This is a genomic window from Pantoea sp. Cr_R13 (assembly GCF_029222565.1).
In the GTDB taxonomy this organism is placed as follows: Bacteria; Pseudomonadota; Gammaproteobacteria; order Enterobacterales; family Enterobacteriaceae; genus Pantoea; species Pantoea eucalypti.
Window position 1 is genome coordinate 20,942 of sequence record NZ_JARHXL010000015.1, and the last position, 14,835, is coordinate 35,776.

Below are 14,835 nucleotides of genomic sequence, written 5' to 3' on the forward strand. Positions count from 1 at the left end.
TATTAGCGGCAAGTTTTTGGCTGAGACAATAGCAGGCAGTGCAGTGACAGTTACCGGAGTGACAGGTAGTGCAGTGAACGGTTAAAACGTTTAACGGTAGCCGACGCAATCAATCATGACTCTCCATTTTCAAGACTCATCACTTCTCTGGCAGTGATAATCCGCCCGCTCCCGTGTGGCATTTCCAGGTCGCATTGACTGATGAACCGCAGCACCAACGGGCTCCCCATTAAATTTGTGAGCGCTCTCAGACTTGTACAACCACTGGCATGAATGGAACAGGTCAAATGCCAGGCAAAAAAAAACCCCCTGCCGAAGCAGAGGGTTTCTCAGAAAAAACAATTCTTATTACAGAACCGCTTTCTCGATTACGCGAACCAGGGTCCAGGATTTAGTCTTGGACAGTGGACGGCATTCGCGGATTTCTACCACGTCACCAATACCACATTCATTGTTCTCGTCATGGATGTGCAGCTTAGTCGTACGTTTGATGAATTTGCCGTAGATCGGGTGTTTCACAAAACGTTCGATAGCAACAACTGCAGATTTCTGCATTTTGTCACTTACTACACGACCCTGCAGAGTACGGATTTTATCGGTCATTACGAACCCGCCTTCTCAGTCAGTAAAGTCTTAACGCGTGCAACATCACGGCGCACCTGTTTCAGCAGATGGGTCTGCTGCAGTTGGCCAGATGCTGCCTGCATGCGCAGGTTAAATTGCTCACGCAGCAGATTAAGCAGCTCAGTGTTCAGCTCTTCAACGCTTTTTTCACGCAGCTCTGTTGCTTTCATTACATCACCGTCTTAGTTACAAAGGTGGTTTTGATAGGCAGTTTTGCTGCTGCCAGCTTGAATGCTTCACGGGCCAGCTCTTCTGGTACGCCGTCCATTTCATACAGGACTTTACCAGGCTGGATCAGGGCAACCCAATACTCTACGTTACCCTTACCTTTACCCATACGCACTTCCAGCGGCTTCTCGGTGATCGGTTTGTCCGGGAATACTCGGATCCAGATCTTACCTTGACGCTTAACTGCACGGGTCATAGCACGACGTGCTGCTTCGATCTGACGAGCAGTCAGACGACCACGGCCAACAGCTTTCAGACCGAAAGTACCGAAGCTGACATCCGTACCCGCAGCCAGACCGCGGTTACGGCCTTTGTGCACCTTACGGAATTTCGTACGCTTTGGTTGTAACATCAGCGACTCTCCTTACTTACGGCCTTTACGCTGCTGCTTTTTAGGTTGAGCAGCCGGTTCCGGTTGTTCAACAGCAGCCATACCACCCAGGATCTCACCTTTGAAGATCCATACCTTAACGCCGATTACACCATAAGTGGTGTGCGCTTCAGAGGTGTTGTAGTCAATGTCAGCACGCAGTGTGTGCAATGGCACGCGACCTTCACGATACCATTCGGTACGTGCGATCTCGGCGCCACCCAGACGGCCGCTAACTTCGACTTTAATACCCTTCGCGCCAAGACGCATGGCGTTCTGAACCGCACGCTTCATAGCACGACGGAACATCACACGACGCTCCAGCTGTGAAGTGATGCTGTCAGCTACCAGTTTCGCGTCCAGTTCCGGCTTGCGGACTTCGGCGATATTGATCTGTGCAGGAACGCCAGCGATTTTCGCGACGACCGTGCGCAGTTTTTCTACATCTTCGCCTTTCTTACCGATGACGATGCCCGGACGAGCGGTGTGAATAGTCACACGGATGCTCTTCGCAGGACGCTCGATAACGATACGAGAGACAGATGCTTTAGCCAGTTCCTTAGTCAGGAACTGACGTACTTTAAAATCGCTGTCCAGGTTGTCAGCGAATTCATTGGTGTTCGCAAACCAGGTAGAGTTCCATGGTTTTACAATACCCAGGCGAATACCATTAGGATGTACTTTCTGACCCATTGCTAGTCTCCAGAGTCTCAGCGATCGGACACAACCACAGTAATGTGGCTGGTGCGCTTCAGGATGCGATCTGCACGACCTTTGGCACGCGGCATAATGCGTTTCATGGTCGGACCTTCATCAACGAAAATTTTCGTGATTTTCAGATCGTCGATATCAGCGCCATCGTTGTGTTCGGCGTTAGCAATGGCAGATTCCAGAACTTTTTTGACCAGTACAGCCGCTTTCTTATTGGTGTAGGTCAAAATGTCCAGTGCCTGCGACACTTTCTTACCGCGAATCAGGTCAGCAACAAGGCGAACCTTCTGAGCAGAAGAACGAGCGTGGCGATGTTGAGCTAAAGTTTCCATCTCTTCCTCCTACTTATTTCTTCTTGGCTTTTTTATCAGCCGCGTGACCGCGATAAGTACGTGTCGGCGCGAATTCACCCAGTTTGTGACCAACCATTTCGTCGGAAACAAAGACAGGAACGTGCTGACGACCATTATGGACAGCGATGGTCAAACCGATCATGTTAGGAAAGATCGTTGAACGACGGGACCAAGTGCGCAAAGGCTTCTTGTCACCGCTTTCCACCGCTTTCTCTACCTTCTTCAGCAAGTGCAGGTCAATAAAAGGACCTTTCTTGAGAGAACGTGGCATGGCTTATCCTCTAATATTATTTGCTACGGCGACGTACGATAAACTTATCGGTACGCTTGTTGCTACGGGTCTTCTTACCTTTGGTCTGAACGCCCCACGGAGTTACCGGGTGCTTACCAAAGTTACGACCTTCACCACCACCGTGCGGGTGATCAACTGGGTTCATCGCGGTACCACGAACGGTCGGACGAACACCACGCCAACGGGCTGCACCGGCTTTACCCAGAACGCGAAGCATGTGCTCAGCGTTGCCGACTTCGCCCAGTGTTGCGCGGCAGTCAGACTCGACTTTACGCATTTCACCTGAACGCAGACGCAGGGTAACGTAAGAACCTTCACGCGCAACGATCTGCACGTAAGCACCAGCTGAGCGAGCAATCTGACCGCCTTTGCCTGGTTTCATTTCTACGTTATGCACGGTTGAACCCACCGGGATGTTACGCATCGGCAGAGTGTTACCTGCTTTGATCGCAGCATCAACGCCAGATTGAATCTGGTCGCCGGCTTTCAGGCCTTTAGGGGCCAGGATGTAACGGCGCTCGCCGTCTTTGTACAGAACCAGTGCGATGTTCGCAGAGCGGTTCGGATCGTACTCAAGACGTTCAACAACTGCCGGGATACCATCTTTGTTGCGTTTGAAGTCAACAATACGGTAAGCCTGCTTGTGACCACCACCGATATGACGGGTAGTGATACGACCATTGTTGTTACGGCCACCGGATTTGCTGTTTTTTTCTACCAGCGGGGCGAATGGTTTGCCCTTGTGCAGCTCCGCGTTTACCACTTTAACTACATGGCGACGACCCGGAGATGTCGGTTTACATTTAACAACTGCCATTGTCTTTCTCCTCCGACTTACTCAGCGCCGCCAGCGAAGTCCAGATTCTGGCCTTCTTTCAGGGTGACGTAAGCTTTTTTCCAGTCGCTACGACGACCGATACGCTGTCCTTGACGCTTAACTTTGCCCTTAACTACCAGGGTGTTTACGTCTTTAACTTCTACTTCGAACAGTTTCTCAACAGCAGCAACGATCTCTGCTTTGGTCGCGTCATTAGCAACTTTGAGAACGATGGTATTGGTTTTTTCCATCGCGCTAGATGCTTTTTCAGATACGTGCGGCGCGCGCAGTACTTTCAGCAGACGTTCTTCACGGATCATGCCAGCATCTCCTCAACTTGCTTAACTGCATCAGCAGTCATAACGACTTTGTCGAAGGCGATCAGGCTAACTGGGTCGATACCGGATGCATCACGCACGTCAACCTTGTACAGGTTACGCGCAGCCAGGAACAGATTCTCATCCAGTTCACCGGTGATGATCAGCACGTCTTCCAGAGCCATGTCTTTCAGTTTCTGTACCAGCAGCTTGGTTTTCGGTGCTTCTACAGCAAATGATTCGACAACGATCAGACGATCTTGACGTACCAGTTCGGACAGGATGCTTTTCAGCGCGCCGCGGTACATCTTTTTGTTAACTTTTTGACTGTGGTCCTGTGGCTTCGCAGCAAAGGTCACACCACCTGAACGCCAGATTGGGCTCTTTACAGAACCTGCACGCGCACGGCCGGTGCCTTTTTGACGCCATGGCTTTTTGCCTGAACCAGTTACTTCGGCGCGAGTTTTCTGCGCACGAGTACCCTGGCGGGCGCCAGATGCGTAAGCAACAACAACCTGGTGAACCAGCGCTTCGTTGAAATCACGACCGAAGGTAGTTTCGGAAACAGTCAGCGCGCTCTGCGCGTCTTTCAATACTAATTCCATTGCTATCCCCTTACGCCTTCACAGCTGGTTTAACGATCAGGTCGCTACCGGTAGCACCGGGAACTGCACCTTTAACCAGCAGCAGGTTGCGCTCAGCGTCAACACGTACCACGTCCAGACTCTGAACGGTTACGCGCTCATTACCCAGCTGACCTGCCATTTTCTTGCCTTTGAACACTTTGCCCGGAGTCTGGTTCTGACCGATTGAACCCGGAACGCGGTGAGACAAGGAGTTACCGTGAGTAGCGTCCTGGGTACGGAAGTTCCAGCGCTTAACGGTACCGGCGAAACCTTTACCTTTAGAGGTACCGGTTACGTCAACTTTTTTAACTTCAGCGAAAATTTCAACGCTGATGCTCTGACCTACAGAGTATTCTTCACCTTCAGCGGTGCGGAATTCCCACAGGCCACGGCCAGCTTCAACGCCAGCTTTAGCAAAATGACCAGCTTCAGGTTTGGTCACACGGTTTGCTTTTTTAGCACCGGTGGTAACCTGAATTGCCTGGTAACCATCGTTTTCCAGGCCTTTGACCTGAGTAACGCGGTTCGCTTCAACTTCGATTACGGTGACGGGGATAGAAACGCCATCTTCAGTGAAGATGCGGGTCATGCCCACTTTTTTACCGACTAAACCAATCATTGTTTCAACCTCTCAATCGCTCGATGACCTGATTAACCCAGGCTGATCTGCACGTCAACACCGGCAGCCAGATCCAGACGCATCAGAGCATCAACGGTTTTTTCAGTTGGCTCAACGATGTCTACCAGACGCTTGTGAGTGCGGATTTCGTACTGATCACGCGCATCTTTGTTAACGTGCGGAGAGATCAGAACAGTAAAACGCTCTTTGCGGGTTGGCAGCGGGATTGGACCACGAACCTGCGCACCAGTGCGCTTGGCGGTCTCAACGATTTCCGCGGTTGATTGATCGATCAGACGATGATCAAACGCTTTAAGACGGATACGGATTCTTTGGTTCTGCATGAGACCAGAGCTCCAAACTTTTTATAGACGAAAAAAATTACTACTCGAGCCCATTACGATTGATGGGAGAGTGTAATCGTTCAGCATATAACTCCACAATTGGGAGTATTGTCAGGCGGCCTAAAATTCAGCCGTCTGCGATTCTGCTCGAATCGCGCCTGCAATATCTGCAGGCCCGCGCATTATACGTAAATCTGTTCAGGAAGCAACCCGTGTTGCGCTTTTCCCTGCTAAATAGTGGCCGACGTGTGAGGCGCGCGTCGCAGTGAACTGCTTTAAGGCTGATAAATTATGGATTCAATTGTGAGCACATTTCCGGGGTTCCGCATTCGCAGATGACACAGAACAGCAAGCCGGTGAGAGTGTTCGTCATCTTTTGCCTGGAGCATAACCATGTCCCTGCCCTTTATTACTCAAATTGCTGTTCTGGCTGGCGGAGGTGCATTAGGAAGCTTTCTGTCTCTGGCCTGTGCGCGCTTCTCTCCTGCCCTCCCTCCTGACCAGTGGTTTGCTTCACTCTGCTTCCCCGGGTCACGGTGCACCCATTGTCAGCAGCGCCTGCTATGGCGCGATAAACTGCCTCTGGTCAGCTGGCCAGTCTTAAAAGGACGGTGTCGTTTCTGCAATCAGTCATTCAGCGTAGCGAGCTTTGTCATGGAATGTCTGACTGCAATGCTCTGTCTGCTGGTGCTACAAAGCTTTACCCATTCTGCAGACGCGATTTTTATTATTGCGGCCTCTGGCCTGTTGCTACTGGTGGCGGCTATTGATTGTCGCCACTACTGTATACCCGACCCGCTGAGCTATCTGCTGCTCTGGCTGGGATTACTGCACGCCTCACTAACCGGAAATGAAACAGCGGCGATATGGGGCGCCCTGACTGGATACTGTGCGTTGTGGCTGCTTGCCTGGGGCTATCGGCTGGTAAGGGGGTTTGAAGGATTAGGCTATGGCGATATCAAGATTTTCGCAGCGCTAGGTGCCTGCTGTGGCTGGCAGGCATTACCCTGGATTGCACTGGGTTCTACAGTTCTGGCGTTAGCGACCATCGTGATGTTGCAACGACGGGGCGTAGTCCAGATGGACAGCCCGCTACCCTTTGGTCCGTTCCTGGCCATTGCGGGCTGGGTGATGCTTGTACTTCAGGCGCGGTTCACTCTTCTTTGATTTGAGCCTGCAAATAGTTCTGGATGCCCATCTTCTGGATGAGCTCAAGCTCCGTCTCAATCCAATCAATGTGGTGTTCTTCATCCGCCAGGATTTCAATCATCATGTCACGGCTGACGTAATCATGAACTTTATCAGCATAGGAGATAGCTTCACGAAGATCTTTAGCGCCTTCCAGCTCCAGATTCAGGTCTGAACTCAGCATCTCCTCAACGTCTTCGCCAATACGCAGGCGTCCCAGATCCTGCAGGTTTGGAATGCCTTCCAGAAAAAGAATGCGCTCAATATATTTGTCAGCATGCTTCATCTCATCGATTGATTCGTGATACTCCACATCATTGAGGCGCATCAGTCCCCAGTTTTTAAACATGCGTGCATGAAGAAAGTACTGGTTGATAGCAACCAGTTCATTTCCAAGCAGTTTATTGAGATGACTAATAACTTTGATATCACCCTTCATTGTTAACCCTCCGCGTCTGATTTATTAGAGCGTAGATGCGGTTAAAAAGAAGTCAAAAAAGCGTGACAGATATTGTGGGTATTCACACACCGATGTTCGTCAGGCTATCTCTTTATAGAGCGGCGGATTTTGCATCTCTTCATCCAGGATTTCACGCGCAGCACGAACGCATTTGCCGCATTGTTTGCCTACTGGTACAAACTGACGCAGTTGCTGGATAGACTCAGGCTGATAGCGACGCACGACTTCACGAAGGGTTTTATCACTGATGGCATTACAAAGGCAGACGTACATTGATTCATCACTCTGGTACATTTTCTATACACAGTGTAAATGCGAATAGTTTTTATTTCAAACCCACCCTTTGCAAGGTTATGGCTTATTCAGAGCAAAAAAAAAAGAGCACCGAAGTGCTCTTTTATCTGTGTTGCAGTGGCCGTTTGCACGACCACAGCAGATATCACAATTAAGCGATAACTTTAGCAACAACACCCGCGCCAACGGTACGGCCGCCTTCGCGGATTGCGAAGCGCAGACCTTCGTCCATTGCGATTGGGTGGATCAGGGTAACAACCATTTTGATGTTGTCGCCTGGCATGACCATTTCAACGCCTTCTGGCAGCTCTACTGAGCCGGTTACGTCAGTTGTACGGAAGTAGAACTGTGGACGATAGCCTTTGAAGAACGGAGTATGGCGGCCACCTTCGTCTTTAGACAGAACGTAAACTTCTGACTCGAACTGGGTGTGTGGCTTGATTGAGCCTGGCTTAGCCAGAACCTGGCCACGCTGGATGTCTTCACGCTTGATACCGCGCAGCAGAACACCACAGTTTTCGCCTGCCTGACCCTGGTCCAGCAGCTTACGGAACATCTCAACACCGGTACAGGTTGATTTCGCAGTATCTTTGATACCCACGATTTCAACTTCGTCGCCGACTTTAACGATGCCGCGCTCAACACGACCGGTAACAACAGTACCACGGCCAGAGATTGAGAATACGTCTTCGATTGGCAGCAGGAACGGCATATCGATCGCACGCTGTGGTTCTGGGATGTAGTTATCCAGATGCTCAGCCAGTTCGATGATTTTCGCTTCCCACTCAGCTTCGCCTTCCAGCGCTTTCAGAGCAGAACCACGAACGATTGGAGTGTCGTCGCCTGGGAAGTCATATGCTGACAGCAGGTCACGAACTTCCATTTCTACCAGTTCCAGCAGCTCTTCATCATCAACCATGTCACACTTGTTCAGGAACACGATGATGTAAGGAACGCCAACCTGACGACCCAGCAGGATGTGCTCACGGGTCTGTGGCATTGGGCCATCAGTCGCAGCAACAACCAGAATCGCGCCGTCCATCTGCGCAGCACCGGTGATCATGTTTTTCACATAGTCGGCGTGGCCTGGGCAGTCAACGTGCGCATAGTGGCGGGTTGGGGTTTCATACTCAACGTGTGAAGTGTTGATGGTGATACCACGTGCTTTCTCTTCTGGTGCGTTATCGATCTGATCGAATGCACGAGCCTGGCCGCCGTAAGTTTTAGACAGTACGGTGGTGATAGCTGCAGTCAGGGTGGTTTTACCGTGGTCGACGTGACCGATGGTGCCCACGTTTACGTGCAGTTTGTTACGCTGAAATTGCTCTTTCGCCATGGCGATAATTCCTTACGTTGTGCCTTCACCCTTTAGGTGAAGGCATCAGTTCAAATTTAAACCGTAGCTTATTTGCTACGAGCTTCAATAACGGCCTGCGCTACGTTGTTCGGCGCATCGTCATACTTCAGGAACTCCATGGAGTAAGAAGCACGACCTTTGGTCAGAGAACGCAGCTGAGTTGCGTATCCGAACATCTCAGACAACGGAACTTCAGCGTGAATCTGAACGCCAGTAGCGTTAGATTCCTGCCCTTTAAGCATACCACGACGACGGCTAAGGTCACCGATGACATCACCCGTGTTCTCTTCTGGCGTTTCAACTTCAACCTTCATGATAGGCTCAAGCAGGACTGGTGTCGCTTGTTTAAAGCCTTGTTTGAAGGCAATAGACGCGGCCAGTTTGAACGCCAGTTCTGAGGAGTCAACATCATGGTAAGAACCGAAGTGCAGACGCACGCCCAGATCCACAACCGGATAGCCGGCCAGAGGGCCTGATTTCAGCTGTTCCTGAATACCTTTGTCAACCGCAGGGATGTATTCGCCAGGAATCACACCACCTTTGATATCGTTGACGAATTCGTAACCTTTCGGGTTAGAACCTGGCTCCAGTGGGTACATGTCGATAACAACATGACCGTACTGACCACGACCACCAGACTGCTTGGCGTGTTTACCTTCAACATCGGTAACTTTGTTACGAATCGCTTCACGATAAGCAACCTGTGGTTTACCCACGTTCGCTTCAACGTTGAACTCACGCTTCATACGGTCAACGATGATGTCGAGGTGCAATTCACCCATACCAGCGATGATGGTCTGGTTAGATTCTTCATCAGTCCATACGCGGAATGATGGGTCTTCTTTCGCCAGACGGCCCAGAGCCAGACCCATTTTTTCCTGGTCAGCTTTGGTTTTCGGTTCAACGGCGATAGAGATTACCGGCTCCGGGAACTCCATGCGCTCAAGGATGATGACGTTATCTGGGTCACACAGGGTGTCACCAGTGGTCACATCTTTCAGGCCGATCGCAGCTGCGATATCACCCGCACGAACTTCTTTAATCTCTTCACGCTTGTTAGCGTGCATCTGAACGATACGGCCCAGACGCTCACGGTTTGATTTAACCGGGTTGAATACGGTATCACCCGTGTTAACAACACCAGAGTAAACGCGGAAGAACGTCAGGTTACCCACGAATGGGTCGGTAGCGATTTTGAACGCCAGTGCAGCAAACGGCTCGTTGTCATCAGAGTGACGAACAGCCGGCGTGTCTTTACCGTCGTCCAGCATACCGTTAATCGCGGTAACGTCAGTCGGTGCTGGCAGATATTCAACAACTGCATCCAGCATCGCCTGAACACCTTTGTTCTTAAATGCAGAACCACAGGTTACCAGGATGATTTCGTTGTTCAGAACACGCTTACGCAGAGATGTTTTGATCTCTTCTTCAGTCAGTTCTTCACCACCGAAGAATTTCTCCATCAGCTCATCAGAGCCTTCAGCAGCGGCTTCAACCAGCTTCGCATGCCATTCTTCAGCCAGTTCCTGCATATCAGCTGGGATATCTTCGTAGTCGAAGGTTACACCCTGATCTGCGTCGTTCCAGTTGATTGCTTTCATTTTCACCAGGTCAACAACACCGGTGAATTTCTCTTCTGCGCCGATAGCCAGCTGCAGAGGAACTGGAGTTGCGCCCAGACGAACTTCCATCTGTTTAACAACTTTCAGGAAGTTAGCACCCATGCGGTCCATTTTGTTAACGAACGCAATGCGTGGAACTTTATATTTGTTAGCCTGACGCCATACGGTCTCAGACTGTGGCTGAACGCCACCAACTGCACAGTAAACCATTACCGCGCCATCAAGCACACGCATAGAACGTTCAACTTCGATGGTGAAGTCAACGTGTCCTGGGGTGTCGATGATGTTGATGTGGTGTGGTTCGAACTGCTTTGCCATACCAGACCAGTAACAGGTGGTCGCAGCGGAAGTGATGGTAATACCACGTTCCTGTTCCTGCTCCATCCAGTCCATGGTTGCTGCGCCGTCATGTACTTCACCGATTTTGTGGTTTACACCGGTGTAGAACAGAACGCGTTCGGTAGTGGTAGTCTTACCGGCGTCGATGTGCGCACTGATACCGATGTTACGGTAGCGGGCAATGGGTGTTTTACGAGCCATTTGATTCCTCTGATTCTCGGGCGTTCAAGGTAAGTCGACCCCAGCGGGTTGGCTGATTGAGCGCCCGCTGGTTTAACTACGTGGTAATTACCAACGGTAGTGTGCGAACGCCTTGTTGGCTTCTGCCATGCGGTGAACGTCTTCACGTTTCTTCACTGCAGTACCTTTGTTCTCTGCAGCATCAGAAAGTTCGTTCGCCAGGCGAAGAGCCATTGATTTATCACCGCGTTTACGAGCAGCATCTACGATCCAGCGCATTGCCAGAGCATTACGACGAACCGGGCGGACTTCAACTGGTACCTGATAAGTAGAACCACCAACGCGACGTGACTTAACTTCGACAGTCGGACGCACGTTTTCCAGGGCTACTTCAAAAGATTCCAGTGCGTTTTTACCTGAACGCTGAGCCAGGGTCTCAAGCGCGGTATAAACGATTGATTCTGCAGTAGATTTTTTACCATCTACCATCAGGATATTTACAAATTTGGCCAGCAGCTCTGATCCGAACTTAGGATCTGGCAGAATTTTACGCTGACCAATGACGCGACGACGTGGCATGGAAATACTCCGTTGTTAATTCAGGATTGTCCAAAACTCTATGAGTTTATTATGACATTTAATTTAAAACGTTTGGCCTTACTTAACGGAGAACCATTAAGCCTTTGGCTTCTTCACGCCGTACTTGGAGCGAGCCTGCTTACGGTCTTTAACACCTGAGCAGTCAAGCGCGCCACGAACGGTGTGGTAACGCACACCTGGCAGGTCTTTTACACGACCGCCACGGATCAGGATCACGGAGTGTTCCTGCAGGTTATGACCTTCACCACCAATGTAGGAGGTAACTTCAAAACCGTTGGTCAAACGCACACGGCAGACTTTACGCAGTGCGGAGTTTGGTTTCTTAGGAGTGGTGGTGTACACACGAGTACAAACGCCACGTTTTTGCGGGCAAGCTTCCAGCGCCGGCACGTTGCTCTTTGCAACTTTGCGGACGCGTGGTTTGCGAACCAGCTGGTTAACTGTTGCCATTAAATAGCTCCTGGATTTGCTTTTGCTTCGTAAACACGTAATAAATCGCCTCGTAGAATTACGAGGAGGCAGAATTTTAGGGCTGAGTCAAAGGGGTGTCAAGAAATAACCAGGTTTTAGCCGATTACCACACGATTTGTTGCTGATGCCTGATCGTTAGCGTGACAAAGCCATTATAGTCTATTGACTGTACGCTGCTCGAAATTTGTCCAGCGAGACCGCGAGCCTGAACATCTTCGTCCAGCACCCACAGCGTCAGGCCGCTCTCTGAGAGCCGCATTAATGCACGGCTTCCGGTTAAGGCGGCCAGCACTCCATCCTGCAACAGCAGCAGGTCATCCCCGGCGCCCGCCATTAAAAGCAGGGTATCAAGATCACTGTAGGCCGGTGAGTGCATTAAAGTGTGCAGCATTAACGTCTCTTAGAAAGTAAGAATGCGATCGTAGCTGGCCAGCATCTGTCGCAGTGCCGGCGCGTCCAGCAGGGTAACATCCAGCAACCGGTCAGCGTCAACCTTTAATCCTCGCACAAGCAGGGAGGTCTGGCAGAGATAGCACTGTTCAATGTCATACAGCGGCAGCACGCCAAAGGTCGCGGCATAGTGACGGCTCTTAATCCTCTCTGGTTGCTGATGAAGATTAAGCTGCAGTACGCCATCACCAATAAAAAACAGGCCGATATCGTCACTGAGCGCGCCCGTGGCCAGCGCGGCATCCAGCCCTTCGCGCCCTGCACTGCTGCCGTGCGGCGCACGGGTAAAAACAAATGCGACACGATTCATCAGAACTGCACCATGCGTTCACAGCTCAGCGCGGCTTCCGCCAGCGCACCCAACCCACTCAGGGTAAAACCCGGCTGCAAATTACTGCCCGCCAGCTGGAGCCGGTCCGCTTCCTGCGAATCGCTGACGCCACGACGCAACGCGGCCGCAACACAGATGTTCAATGCCACACCGTGCTCCTGATGCAAGGCCTGCCATGCACGTACAAGGTCAAATTCATCACTGGCAGGCGCGGTGAGCTGGTTAGCATTCAGCACCCCTTCGCGATAGAAGAACACGCTGTCGAGTTGATGGCCCGCCGTCAGCAGTGCACGGGCGAACAGGTATGCACTGGTCGCCTGTTGCGTCCCATAAGCCGGGCCGGTCACCATCAGGGTGAAGCGCATTACCGATCCTGTCCCACAAAGTCGCCATTTTTAAACTGACGGATGTAGAGATAGACAGTGTGTTTCGAAATGTTCAGCCGATCCGCAACCTGGTTGATGGCATCTTTGATGTCGAAGATCCCCTTCTCATACAGGTTCAGCACAATCTGACGATTCTTGGCGTTGTTCGATACATTGCGGTCAGCACTCACCTCTTCAATGGTGAACTCCAGCGTCTGCATCACCAGATCATCAACCGAACTGGCGAAGTTGACGTTGGAGTCAACCTGCTGCATCTCGGGTGGCATAAAGGTCGACATGATTTGTGAAAACGGCACATCAAGGTTCATGTTGATGCAGAGCAGGCCAATGACCCGTTGCTGACGGTTGCGAATCGCAATGGTGACAGACTTCATCAGCACGCCGCTTTTGGCGCGCGTGAAATAGGCACGGGAGACATTGCTGTCCGCGCCATGCATGTCGTGCAGCATACGCAGGGCTAAATCAGTGATAGGCGAACCGACTTTACGACCGGTGTGTTCTCCATTGGCGATACGTACGGCCGAACACTTAAGATCTTCAAGCGAATGCAGGACGATTTCACAATGCGAGCCGATCAGCATCGCCAGGCCATCCACGACAGCCTCGTACGATTTCAGAATATCGTAATCGGATTGTTCGAACGGGCGCTGCTCCAGAAGATCGAAGTCGCTCAGTTCACCCGGATTGAATGGATTAGACATTGAAGAGTATCACCCTGAATGGCTGGAGCCTGTCACAGCGGCTTATGGGCAGACTCAATATTGGGATAATTAGGCAGGCATTAGTCTGGCAAATGTCGTCGGCTTATGCCAGAGGTTTGTCGTGAAGCTAAAATGAAACCGCCGCCCGGAGGCGGCGGTCAGCAGATTACTGCGCTTTTTCTGCCGCAGCAGGCGCAGGCGCCTGTGCTTTTTCATCTGCTTTAGGCGCTGGTTTGATATCAAGCAGTTCAACATCAAATACCAGGGTGGAGTTAGCCGGGATGCCCGGAACGCCATTTTTGCCGTAAGCCAGATTTGGTGGGATCACCAGCTTGATCTTGCCGCCTTTCTTCACATGCTTCAGACCTTCGGTCCAGCCTGGGATAACACCATCCAGACGGAACGAGAGTGGCTCACCACGGGTATAAGAGTTGTCGAATTCAGTACCATCAATCAGCGTACCTTTGTAGTTCACCACTACGGTATCGCTGTCTTTAGGTGCGTCGCCGGTCCCTTCTTTCTCAACTTTATACAGCAGGCCGCTTTCGGTTTTCTTCACGCCGCTCTCTTTAGCAAATTTGGTCGCGAACGCTTCACCCTTTTCAGAGTTCTCTTTCGCATCTTTTTCCATTTTCGCTGAGGCTGCGCCTTTCACGCGGCCTTCAAAGGATTGCAGCGTCTGCTCAATCTCTTCATCAGACAGTTTGCTCTTACCACCAAATGCATCCTGAACACCAGCAATCAGCTGCTGCTTATCCAGTTTGATGCCCAGTTTTTCCTGCTCCTTCAGGGAGTTGTCCATGTAGCGACCCAGTGAAGCACCCAGTGCGTAGGCAGACTGCTGGTCTTCATCTTTGAAAGCAGCATTCTTAGGTGCCTGTGGCGCGGACTGTGGCGCAGCAGCGGGTGCAGCCTGTGGGGCCGCAGCGGTGTCTGCCGCCATTGCCAGCGGAGCATTCAGTGCAACAGCCATGGTGGTAGCTAACAATGTGACTTTAAACAGTGATTTCATCCATTCTCCAAAACCGAAGCGTCTAACCTCGGGAAACATTGCGGACTTCAGGGTCCACACTATAACTTTACGTGGCAGTGGCGAACACTCCCACAATGTAATTACCCGGTCTACCTCCGACCTTTATAACATCGGGAAGTTTC

The 14,835-nt window shown here is 51.1% G+C and carries 23 protein-coding genes; 1 reads left to right on the forward strand and 22 read right to left on the reverse strand.

Annotated elements, in window-relative coordinates; translation table 11 throughout:
* Positions 1–348: 348 nt before the first annotated feature.
* The 11 genes from rpsQ to rpsJ are packed head-to-tail and all read right to left on the reverse strand — an operon-like array spanning position 349 to position 5,301.
* Positions 349–603 carry a 30S ribosomal protein S17 gene (gene rpsQ, locus P2R09_RS14945; protein ID WP_003850147.1) on the reverse strand — a complete coding sequence of 85 codons (255 nt, stop codon included), beginning with the start codon at positions 601–603 and terminating at the stop codon, positions 349–351.
* Positions 603–794, reverse strand: coding sequence for a 50S ribosomal protein L29 (gene rpmC / locus P2R09_RS14950; RefSeq protein WP_003850146.1), 192 nt, complete (start codon positions 792–794; stop codon positions 603–605). The genes rpsQ and rpmC overlap by 1 nt, the downstream gene beginning before the upstream one ends.
* Positions 794–1,204 carry a 50S ribosomal protein L16 gene (rplP, locus tag P2R09_RS14955; protein WP_008927134.1) on the reverse strand — a complete coding sequence of 137 codons (411 nt, stop codon included), beginning with the start codon at positions 1,202–1,204 and terminating at the stop codon, positions 794–796. The genes rpmC and rplP overlap by 1 nt, the downstream gene beginning before the upstream one ends.
* Before the next feature lie 12 nt (positions 1,205–1,216).
* Positions 1,217–1,915: a 30S ribosomal protein S3 gene (gene rpsC / locus P2R09_RS14960; protein ID WP_008927135.1), complete on the reverse strand. Its 699-nt coding sequence runs from the start codon at positions 1,913–1,915 to the stop codon at positions 1,217–1,219.
* A 17-nt stretch (positions 1,916–1,932) separates the two neighbouring features.
* Positions 1,933–2,265 (reverse strand): 50S ribosomal protein L22, encoded by a 333-nt coding sequence (rplV, locus tag P2R09_RS14965; RefSeq protein ID WP_008927136.1) that lies wholly within the window; start codon positions 2,263–2,265, stop codon positions 1,933–1,935.
* 13 nt (positions 2,266–2,278) lie between these two features.
* Positions 2,279–2,557, reverse strand: coding sequence for a 30S ribosomal protein S19 (gene rpsS, locus P2R09_RS14970; protein WP_001138115.1), 279 nt, complete (start codon positions 2,555–2,557; stop codon positions 2,279–2,281).
* Between the two features lie 16 nt (positions 2,558–2,573).
* A complete protein-coding gene (rplB, locus tag P2R09_RS14975; protein ID WP_008927137.1) occupies positions 2,574–3,395 on the reverse strand; it encodes a 50S ribosomal protein L2 in 822 nt (273 codons plus the stop codon).
* Positions 3,396–3,412: 17 nt separating this feature from the next.
* On the reverse strand, positions 3,413–3,715 hold the full coding sequence (rplW, locus tag P2R09_RS14980) for a 50S ribosomal protein L23 (protein ID WP_003850708.1): 303 nt from the start codon (positions 3,713–3,715) through the stop codon (positions 3,413–3,415).
* Positions 3,712–4,317 (reverse strand): 50S ribosomal protein L4, encoded by a 606-nt coding sequence (gene rplD, locus P2R09_RS14985; protein WP_003850711.1) that lies wholly within the window; start codon positions 4,315–4,317, stop codon positions 3,712–3,714. Before rplD ends, rplW begins: the two co-directional genes overlap by 4 nt.
* 10 nt (positions 4,318–4,327) lie before the next feature.
* The gene (rplC, locus tag P2R09_RS14990; protein ID WP_003850712.1) at positions 4,328–4,957 is read right to left on the reverse strand and encodes a 50S ribosomal protein L3; all 630 of its coding nucleotides are present in this window, start codon (positions 4,955–4,957) and stop codon (positions 4,328–4,330) included.
* 32 nt (positions 4,958–4,989) lie between these two features.
* A complete protein-coding gene (gene rpsJ / locus P2R09_RS14995) occupies positions 4,990–5,301 on the reverse strand; it encodes a 30S ribosomal protein S10 (protein ID WP_001181005.1) in 312 nt (103 codons plus the stop codon).
* 393 nt (positions 5,302–5,694) lie between these two features.
* Here rpsJ and P2R09_RS15000 point away from each other — a divergent pair, with 393 nt between their 5' ends.
* Positions 5,695–6,468 (forward strand): A24 family peptidase, encoded by a 774-nt coding sequence (locus P2R09_RS15000; RefSeq protein WP_275770902.1) that lies wholly within the window; start codon positions 5,695–5,697, stop codon positions 6,466–6,468.
* Here the strand turns inward: P2R09_RS15000 and bfr are convergent.
* From bfr to fkpA, 11 genes are all read right to left on the reverse strand, one after another.
* Positions 6,455–6,928 carry a bacterioferritin gene (gene bfr, locus P2R09_RS15005; protein WP_275770904.1) on the reverse strand — a complete coding sequence of 158 codons (474 nt, stop codon included), beginning with the start codon at positions 6,926–6,928 and terminating at the stop codon, positions 6,455–6,457. The two genes, P2R09_RS15000 and bfr, sit on opposite strands and share 14 nt — an antisense overlap.
* A 99-nt stretch (positions 6,929–7,027) precedes the next feature.
* Positions 7,028–7,222: a bacterioferritin-associated ferredoxin gene (gene bfd / locus P2R09_RS15010; protein WP_008927140.1), complete on the reverse strand. Its 195-nt coding sequence runs from the start codon at positions 7,220–7,222 to the stop codon at positions 7,028–7,030.
* Positions 7,223–7,394: 172 nt separating this feature from the next.
* On the reverse strand, positions 7,395–8,579 hold the full coding sequence (gene tuf / locus P2R09_RS15015) for an elongation factor Tu (RefSeq protein ID WP_105099977.1): 1,185 nt from the start codon (positions 8,577–8,579) through the stop codon (positions 7,395–7,397).
* A 68-nt stretch (positions 8,580–8,647) separates the two neighbouring features.
* Positions 8,648–10,762, reverse strand: a complete 2,115-nt coding sequence (fusA, locus tag P2R09_RS15020; protein WP_003852908.1) for an elongation factor G — start codon at positions 10,760–10,762, stop codon at positions 8,648–8,650.
* A gap of 87 nt (positions 10,763–10,849) precedes the next feature.
* Positions 10,850–11,320, reverse strand: a complete 471-nt coding sequence (rpsG, locus tag P2R09_RS15025; protein WP_003852909.1) for a 30S ribosomal protein S7 — start codon at positions 11,318–11,320, stop codon at positions 10,850–10,852.
* Between the two features lie 96 nt (positions 11,321–11,416).
* Complete coding sequence (gene rpsL / locus P2R09_RS15030) at positions 11,417–11,791, reverse strand: 30S ribosomal protein S12 (RefSeq protein WP_003852912.1); 375 nt, start codon at positions 11,789–11,791, stop codon at positions 11,417–11,419.
* Positions 11,792–11,915: 124 nt separating this feature from the next.
* Positions 11,916–12,203, reverse strand: coding sequence for a sulfurtransferase complex subunit TusB (gene tusB / locus P2R09_RS15035; protein ID WP_003852914.1), 288 nt, complete (start codon positions 12,201–12,203; stop codon positions 11,916–11,918).
* Positions 12,204–12,212: 9 nt separating this feature from the next.
* The gene (gene tusC / locus P2R09_RS15040) at positions 12,213–12,572 is read right to left on the reverse strand and encodes a sulfurtransferase complex subunit TusC (RefSeq protein WP_275770920.1); all 360 of its coding nucleotides are present in this window, start codon (positions 12,570–12,572) and stop codon (positions 12,213–12,215) included.
* Positions 12,572–12,958 carry a sulfurtransferase complex subunit TusD gene (gene tusD, locus P2R09_RS15045; RefSeq protein WP_275770922.1) on the reverse strand — a complete coding sequence of 129 codons (387 nt, stop codon included), beginning with the start codon at positions 12,956–12,958 and terminating at the stop codon, positions 12,572–12,574. Before tusD ends, tusC begins: the two co-directional genes overlap by 1 nt.
* On the reverse strand, positions 12,958–13,680 hold the full coding sequence (locus P2R09_RS15050) for a transcriptional regulator (RefSeq protein WP_003852919.1): 723 nt from the start codon (positions 13,678–13,680) through the stop codon (positions 12,958–12,960). The genes tusD and P2R09_RS15050 overlap by 1 nt, the downstream gene beginning before the upstream one ends.
* Before the next feature lie 166 nt (positions 13,681–13,846).
* Positions 13,847–14,692, reverse strand: a complete 846-nt coding sequence (fkpA, locus tag P2R09_RS15055; RefSeq protein ID WP_003852921.1) for an FKBP-type peptidyl-prolyl cis-trans isomerase — start codon at positions 14,690–14,692, stop codon at positions 13,847–13,849.
* Between the last annotated feature and the right edge of the window lie 143 nt (positions 14,693–14,835).

Excerpts from the sequence above, each read along its gene's own strand:
- rpsS (WP_001138115.1), bottom strand. The coding sequence starts at position 2,557 with ATGCCACGTTCTCTCAAGAAAGGTCCTTTTATTGACCTGCACTTGCTG.
- fkpA (WP_003852921.1), bottom strand. The coding sequence starts at position 14,692 with ATGAAATCACTGTTTAAAGTCACATTGTTAGCTACCACCATGGCTGTT.
- rplP (WP_008927134.1), bottom strand. The coding sequence starts at position 1,204 with ATGTTACAACCAAAGCGTACGAAATTCCGTAAGGTGCACAAAGGCCGT.
- fusA (WP_003852908.1), bottom strand. The coding sequence starts at position 10,762 with ATGGCTCGTAAAACACCCATTGCCCGCTACCGTAACATCGGTATCAGT.
- tusB (WP_003852914.1), bottom strand. The coding sequence starts at position 12,203 with ATGCTGCACACTTTAATGCACTCACCGGCCTACAGTGATCTTGATACC.
- P2R09_RS15050 (WP_003852919.1), bottom strand. The coding sequence starts at position 13,680 with ATGTCTAATCCATTCAATCCGGGTGAACTGAGCGACTTCGATCTTCTG.
- rpsG (WP_003852909.1), bottom strand. The coding sequence starts at position 11,320 with ATGCCACGTCGTCGCGTCATTGGTCAGCGTAAAATTCTGCCAGATCCT.
- rplB (WP_008927137.1), bottom strand. The coding sequence starts at position 3,395 with ATGGCAGTTGTTAAATGTAAACCGACATCTCCGGGTCGTCGCCATGTA.
- rpsL (WP_003852912.1), bottom strand. The coding sequence starts at position 11,791 with ATGGCAACAGTTAACCAGCTGGTTCGCAAACCACGCGTCCGCAAAGTT.
- tusC (WP_275770920.1), bottom strand. The coding sequence starts at position 12,572 with ATGAATCGTGTCGCATTTGTTTTTACCCGTGCGCCGCACGGCAGCAGT.
- tuf (WP_105099977.1), bottom strand. The coding sequence starts at position 8,579 with ATGGCGAAAGAGCAATTTCAGCGTAACAAACTGCACGTAAACGTGGGC.
- rpsJ (WP_001181005.1), bottom strand. The coding sequence starts at position 5,301 with ATGCAGAACCAAAGAATCCGTATCCGTCTTAAAGCGTTTGATCATCGT.
- rpsC (WP_008927135.1), bottom strand. The coding sequence starts at position 1,915 with ATGGGTCAGAAAGTACATCCTAATGGTATTCGCCTGGGTATTGTAAAA.
- bfr (WP_275770904.1), bottom strand. The coding sequence starts at position 6,928 with ATGAAGGGTGATATCAAAGTTATTAGTCATCTCAATAAACTGCTTGGA.
- rplV (WP_008927136.1), bottom strand. The coding sequence starts at position 2,265 with ATGGAAACTTTAGCTCAACATCGCCACGCTCGTTCTTCTGCTCAGAAG.
- rpsQ (WP_003850147.1), bottom strand. The coding sequence starts at position 603 with ATGACCGATAAAATCCGTACTCTGCAGGGTCGTGTAGTAAGTGACAAA.
- P2R09_RS15000 (WP_275770902.1), top strand. The coding sequence starts at position 5,695 with ATGTCCCTGCCCTTTATTACTCAAATTGCTGTTCTGGCTGGCGGAGGT.
- rplW (WP_003850708.1), bottom strand. The coding sequence starts at position 3,715 with ATGATCCGTGAAGAACGTCTGCTGAAAGTACTGCGCGCGCCGCACGTA.
- rplD (WP_003850711.1), bottom strand. The coding sequence starts at position 4,317 with ATGGAATTAGTATTGAAAGACGCGCAGAGCGCGCTGACTGTTTCCGAA.
- rpmC (WP_003850146.1), bottom strand. The coding sequence starts at position 794 with ATGAAAGCAACAGAGCTGCGTGAAAAAAGCGTTGAAGAGCTGAACACT.
- bfd (WP_008927140.1), bottom strand. The coding sequence starts at position 7,222 with ATGTACGTCTGCCTTTGTAATGCCATCAGTGATAAAACCCTTCGTGAA.
- tusD (WP_275770922.1), bottom strand. The coding sequence starts at position 12,958 with ATGCGCTTCACCCTGATGGTGACCGGCCCGGCTTATGGGACGCAACAG.
- rplC (WP_003850712.1), bottom strand. The coding sequence starts at position 4,957 with ATGATTGGTTTAGTCGGTAAAAAAGTGGGCATGACCCGCATCTTCACT.